At 48.1% G+C, this 6,325-nt stretch carries 3 protein-coding genes and 1 pseudogene; 2 read left to right on the top strand and 2 right to left on the bottom strand.

Translation table 11 applies throughout. The annotated features are described in order from the left end of the window. Window positions 1-350: pseudogene (locus QUA74_RS06615) on the bottom strand (photosystem II q(b) protein); the annotation flags it as partial. A gap of 218 nt (window positions 351-568) precedes the next feature. Next, window positions 569-2,314, bottom strand: coding sequence for an alpha/beta hydrolase (locus QUA74_RS06610; protein ID WP_333326285.1), 1,746 nt, complete (start codon window positions 2,312-2,314; stop codon window positions 569-571). 285 nt (window positions 2,315-2,599) lie between these two features. Here QUA74_RS06610 and QUA74_RS06605 point away from each other — a divergent pair, with 285 nt between their 5' ends. Continuing rightward, window positions 2,600-3,580, top strand: a complete 981-nt coding sequence (locus QUA74_RS06605) for an Npun_R2479 family HD domain-containing metalloprotein (RefSeq protein ID WP_333326295.1) — start codon at window positions 2,600-2,602, stop codon at window positions 3,578-3,580. 400 nt (window positions 3,581-3,980) lie between these two features. After that, window positions 3,981-6,131: an NAD-dependent DNA ligase LigA gene (ligA, locus tag QUA74_RS06600; protein ID WP_333326283.1), complete on the top strand. Its 2,151-nt coding sequence runs from the start codon at window positions 3,981-3,983 to the stop codon at window positions 6,129-6,131. Window positions 6,132-6,325 lie beyond the last annotated feature (194 nt).

Below are 6,325 nucleotides of genomic sequence, written 5' to 3'. Positions count from 1 at the left end.
AATACTACCAATTGGTAGGGGCCGCCGTTGTACAACCACTCATCGAGGGAAGCTGCTTCCCAGATTGGGTAGAAGTGAAGGCCGATGGCGTTAGATGAGGGAACAACTGCACCTGTGATGATGTTGTTACCGTACATTAAGGAACCTGCTACTGGTTCACGGATGCCGTCGATGTCCACTGGAGGGGCTGCGATGAAGGCGATGATGTAGCAGATGGTGGCGCTCAGGAGGGTAGGAATCATCAAGACTCCGAACCAACCGATGTAAATCCGGTTGTCGGTTGATGTTACCCACTCACAAAAGCGTTCCCAGACGTTGGCGCTTTCGCGCTGCTGTAAGGTTGTTGTCATGGTTTTATGATTGCTGTATTTGGTTGTCAATGTTCGGATGATGTTTCTATTATTAACGGTATTGTTAACGTTTGTAAAGAGGTTTGACGACAGTTAAACTGATGACTGTGATTAGGAAAGCTGATGAAACCAGAGACAGGGCCCTAGCTTGCGGGGCGGGACGCCATCGCCCCCGTGCGAAAATAGACGACAGCGTGCACACGCGGCGCACCTCAACCCTAACGAACGGGAGCTATCGGAGGAGGAGAAGGTAGAGGAACAGGAGCGAGGACAGGTGGAGAGGCAGGGATGCGAGGAGGTGGAGAAATCCTGAACTGCAGGAGTTGCTGGGGGGTGAGCGATCGCAAAATTCTCAGTCCAAGAGTGTCTCGGGAGATGCTTAAAGCGTAGGATGGCTCCAAATACGGGCGGAAATTTGATTTGTTGTTCAAATAGCTTTCCATGAAAGCTAGGCTGAGTCCGCTGAGGTAGCGGCGGGCTAAAGCTGGCTCAGGTCCGATCGCCTGTGGTGGTGGCAGAAATAGGCTTTGAGGGGATTCCTCGATCGTTGAGAAGTGAGTCCCGTTGATCATCAATACCAGATATTTGTTGAGCGATGTCAGCCATGTGAACGGTTGAATTTGTTCGAGGAAAGCGGGGGCGACGGTATCGGCGCTGCCTGCGATTACCATGACTGGGATTTGGATTGTGCTGAGGTTTGTTTCTCCAAGAATGCTGCTGACGATCGGGTTGACGGCGATCACAGCTTTGATGCGCGGGTCGTCGAAATTGTACTGGTTGCGATCTAGTCCGCGGGCGCGACACTGCAACAGTAGGGAGAGGTTCCAAGTATCGTTTTCGAGCCGGCAATCATTGTCTAGCTGTGCAAAATTAATCCCCGCCCCGGCTAATGCTAAAGCCGTATAGCCACCGAAAGACTGGCCGATGACGCCGACTCGCTGCAAGTCGAGCTGCCCTTGGTAGGTCGGATCGGTTGTAGAAAGTTTGGTTAAATAATCGAGCAGGTCTTTGATGTCGAGGGGGCGGTTGATAAATTCTGCTGGTTCTGCTACTTCAGTGGCTCTGCCTGTTACTAAGTTTTGGATTTGTTGGGCGTTGCTGCCGGGGTGTTCGGGGACGGCGACGGCAAAGCCGTAGGAGGCTAGGTGTTTTGCTAAATACTCGAAGGAAAGGCGATCAGAACCTAAACCGTGTGAAATTACTACTACTGGGGCCGGTTGCTGGCTGCCCTGCGGCAGGTAAATGTCCATATCAAAGGTGCGAGGGCGATTTGGACTCGTCACAGTTACCGATGATTTTTTCCAAGTATAGGGGCCCGGTAGCTGGGGCTGCAGCATTTCGGCGGGCGGTATGGCGGGTTCTGAGGCTGCTTGTACTTCGGACAACTGGGCGACTCCGGCGATCGTCTGATTGGAACGGTTGATCAGCGATGTCAGCTCGTTGGCGATACCCAAGGCGCGGGCGATGTCAATCCTGATGCCATAGGTGGGGAATTTCCGCAGCACGTTGAGAATTGTCAGGCCTTCTGGATCTGAGGCTGCTAAAATCAGGGCGGCTCGGATGGCATAAAATCCAGGCTGCCGAGCTTTGGTTTGAATTACTCGGCCTAAGCGTCTCAGCAGCACTTCTCCTTGAGGTGTGTAGAGAAATTGGGCGATCGTCACCTGGCTGATTTCAGCTTTCGCTTGCAGGGCGCTGCGAATCTCAGCTAGCTGAGATTCTTTGATGTACTGAGCGAAGCCATCCAAGTTCGAGTCTATTTTGCCTTCTTGGGCGAAGAGTGCCAGGGATTCGATGGGAACTGATTCTTCTAGCGCCCCGTAAGTTACGTAAATTCGCTCGGCACCCATTGCCGGTGTGGCAGTGCAAACAGCCGTGAATGCAAACAATCCTAGGTATTTTGGGGCGATCGACCGCCGAGTGCGAAGGGCAGCAGTGGAGAGACTCCGAAACAGACAGTTCATAACTTTCACACCTAGGACTTCTAATAATTAGTCGGTGAAACGATGTAAATTGTTTCGCCAATATTTAATGCCGAAAAATCGATCTGTTGGTTCGGATGCTTCGGAAATTAGGTTATCTTGGGAAGCATAGCCTAAAAGTAATTTTCTGATTTTACAAGGCTAGCTGAAATTTAAAATTTAACGCCGAGGGGTCAAACCTGGTGGAATGCCCATTGATTATTTTTTCAGCTATGCAAGATATTGTCGATCAAGTTTGTAACTACAGCCTGAGTGAGAGAATTTATGATGTTCAATGCAACTGCTATCCTGATTGACGCTTTTGTGCAAGAGCTGCAGGCCGGCTACCGTCGCACCTACGGCAAGTACAAGCCTGACTACCCTGAAATTATCGCCTGGGCAGGGACTATGGCTCTGGAAAATATCGCTAACTGCGATGCTCTGTACCACAATGTGGAACACACAATGCTCGTGGCTTTGGTGGGACAAGAGATTCTCCGCGGCAAGCATATTCGCGAAGGGGGAGTGTCGCCGGAAGATTGGCTGCACTACCTGATTTCGCTGCTGTGCCACGATATCGGCTACGTCAAAGGTGTTTGTCGCCAAGACCAAGAAGCTGTGGGACTCTACGCTACGGGTATTGACGGGGGCATGGTTTCTGTGCCGATCGGCGCAACTTCTGCCAGTTTAACTCCTTATCATGTCGATCGAGGAAAACTCGTAATTGACGAACGCTTCGGCGGCCACACATTAATTGATGCCGAACAAATCAAGCGCAATATTGAATTGACGCGCTTTCCAGTTCCTGCTAGCGAAACTCATCAAGACAGAAACAATTATTCTGGACTCGCTAGAGCCGCCGATTTGATCGGTCAGTTGAGCGACCCAAATTACCTGCGAAAAATAAGTGCCCTGTTCTACGAATTTGAGGAAGTCGGCACTAATAAAATCTTGGGCTACAAGTCTCCTGGAGATTTGCGACAAAATTACGCCAAGTTTTATTGGAATGGAGTTTTTCCTTACATTCCAGCAGCTTTGAACTACTTGGAATTGACCCAGGGAGGCAAACAGATTATTGCCAACCTCTACGCCAACGTATTTCAGGTTGAACACGCTGAACCGCTCGCTTTCACCAAGCCAAACGCTCAAGAATTCACCAAATCCCGCGCCAATAGCAACTTGAGCGCCGAAAAAAACAGTGAGAATCTGCAACCTTCCATGTCCGGGGAAAACAAGAAATTTTCCGAGTTTGAAGACTTGAATTTGTGATGATTTACGCCCAATATTCGGCAGCTATAAAGGCGAGTCAGTGGATTTTAAGATTGAGAATTCGGTGTGATATGTTGGGCACAACTTTCGGCTTTCAATCAGTCGAAGGATTGGAAATTTACTCCATAGATGAATCTGGGAGGTTGAACAAGAGTCGAAAATTTTGGCCGACGGGCGACTCCTGTCGGAAATTAATTATCCGTTTTTGGGCAGGGTGATAATTAGGATAAGTTTTGATTTTCTAGTTGCTGGATCTTTGTTTTTAGCTCAAATTGAGATTAATCCTCTCAAATCTAAAATTGCTCTGGCAGCAGATAGGTTGCTTGCTCCTTTTTTTTGAGCTAAAATGAAGAGTTATAATCAAAAATTTAACAGCGAAAATCGACAACCTTAAATTGATATGGCAGCAGAAATTCAGCAGCAAATTCAACAGTTGAGGCAGCAGCTACAGGAAGCTAGCTATGCTTATTATGTTCTCGATGCGCCCGTTATGCCAGATGAAGTGTACGATCGACTTTATCGCCAGTTACAAGAATTAGAATCAGATTATCCGGAATTAATTACTGCCGAAAGTCCGACTCAGCGGGTGGGAGAACAGCCTGCTACTCAATTTTTTAGCGTCAAACATAATATTCCTCTCTACAGTTTGGAAAATGCTTTTAATTTTGAGGAATTTGCTAAATGGCAGGAACGCTGGCAAAGGGTAGCGCCCCCCCTAACCCCCGGTCAAGAAGGAAATGCACCCCCCCTAACCCCCCCTTATCAAAGGGGGGGACAAGAGGGAATAACATCTTCCATTAGCAATCAGGAAAACACGGAAATTACTCCCCCCCTTAGCAAGGGGGGGTTGGGGGGGGTTTCCTATGTTTGCGAGTTAAAAATTGACGGTTCTGCTTTAGCGTTAACCTATGAAAATGGAGTTTTAGTCCGTGGTGCGACACGGGGAGACGGCATTGCCGGAGAGGAAATTACTCAAAATGTCAAGACTATTCGCTCGATTCCTTTAAAGCTCAATTTAGATAATCCGCCGCCTGTTGTGGAAGTGCGGGGAGAAGCTTTTTTGTCTTTAGCTGTGTTTGAGGAAATTAATCGGGAACGGGAAAAAGCTGGGGAACAATTGTTTGCTAATCCTCGCAATGCTGCGGCGGGTACGCTGCGGCAGTTGGATTCTAAAATTGTGGATAAGCGACGGTTGGATTTCTTTGCTTATACTCTGCATTTAGATCAGGGTAACGAGGGTGACACGCAGTGGGATTCGTTGGAATTGTTGCGACGAATGGGGTTTAAGGTGAATCCCAATCGCAAAATTTGCTATGCTTTGGATGAGGTTCGCGAGTATTACGAATATTGGGATACTGAGCGGCGGAATTTGCCTTACATGACGGATGGGGTTGTTGTTAAGATTAATTCGGTTTTGCTGCAAAAACAATTGGGTTTTACTCAGAGGTTTCCGCGTTGGGCGATCGCCCTGAAGTATCCCGCTGCCGAAGTCCCTACAATAGTAGAAGCTGTCACCGTGCAAGTAGGCAGAACCGGGGCTCTGACTCCTGTAGCGGAACTCAAACCGGTGCAGTTGGCGGGGACAACGGTTTCGCGGGCTTCTCTCCATAATAGCGATCGACTTTCCGACCTAAATCTCCACATTGGTGATACTGTAATTGTTAGAAAAGCTGGGGAAATTATACCAGAAGTTGTGCGAGTTTTGCCAGAACTTCGCCCCCAAAATGCTCAACTTTTCCAAATCCCTAGTTGCTGTCCCGAATGCGAACAGCCTGTGGTTCGGGAAAAGGGGGAGGCCGTTACTCGCTGCATTAATACATCTTGTCCAGCGATTTTGAGGGGTTCGCTGATTCATTTTTGCAGCCGGGATGCTCTGGATATTAACGGTGTTGGGGAAAAGTTGGTGCAGCAAATGGTTGATAGCAATTTGGTGCATTCTGCGGCGGATTTGTACGATTTGACTGCGGAAAGATTGATGAGTTTGGAACGCATGGGTAAGAAGTTAGCAGAAAAGTTGGTAAGTGCGATCGCCCAATCGAAAAATCAACCTTATTCGCGGGTACTTTACGGCTTGGGCATCCGCCACGTCGGCAGTGTGAACGCTCAATTGCTGGCAGAAAGGTTTGCAAATGTGGAAGAGTTAGCAGCGGTATCGGCGGCATCGATTGAGGGCGTTTACGGCATCGGGCCGGAAATTGCTCAAGCGGTTTATCAGTGGTTTCGAGTGTCGGCAAATCAAAGTTTAATTGCACGGTTGAAAACTGCGGGCTTGCAATTGCAGTCAGAAGTTAAAAATCAAAATTTAGCGAGCACAAATTTACAACTTGCAGGCAAAACTTTTGTGCTGACGGGAACTTTACCCACTCTGAAACGAGATGAAGCTAAAGATTTGATTCAAAAAGCAGGAGGTAAGGTCACAAGTTCTGTGAGTGCTAAAACTGATTATGTTGTTGTGGGAGAAGATGCGGGTTCTAAGTTAGAAAAGGCTCAATCTTTGGGAATCGAACTACTTTCGGAAGCTGAGTTATTAGAATTGCTATCGAAACCCTAAATGATTGGTGAAAGTCAATATATCTCTCTTTTTTCTTTCTCTGCGCCCTCTGCGCCGTCTGCGGTTCGTAAAAAAGCTGATTCACTTGAGCCGTTTTCCGAGAACATCGCCAACCATTCTATTTCCCTAGGTGCCAAATAGCCGATCGCGAATTGGGCAATACCTCAAAAGGCATAGAAATTGCGTTAGCGAAG

Origin of the sequence: Microcoleus sp. LAD1_D3 (assembly GCF_036702135.1) — a bacterium.
GTDB lineage: Bacteria > Cyanobacteriota > Cyanobacteriia > Cyanobacteriales > Microcoleaceae > Microcoleus.
This window is presented reverse-complemented; position numbering and strand designations above follow the sequence as displayed.

Excerpts from the sequence above, each read along its gene's own strand:
- ligA (WP_333326283.1), top strand. The coding sequence starts at position 3,981 with ATGGCAGCAGAAATTCAGCAGCAAATTCAACAGTTGAGGCAGCAGCTA.
- QUA74_RS06610 (WP_333326285.1), bottom strand. The coding sequence starts at position 2,314 with ATGAACTGTCTGTTTCGGAGTCTCTCCACTGCTGCCCTTCGCACTCGG.
- QUA74_RS06605 (WP_333326295.1), top strand. The coding sequence starts at position 2,600 with ATGTTCAATGCAACTGCTATCCTGATTGACGCTTTTGTGCAAGAGCTG.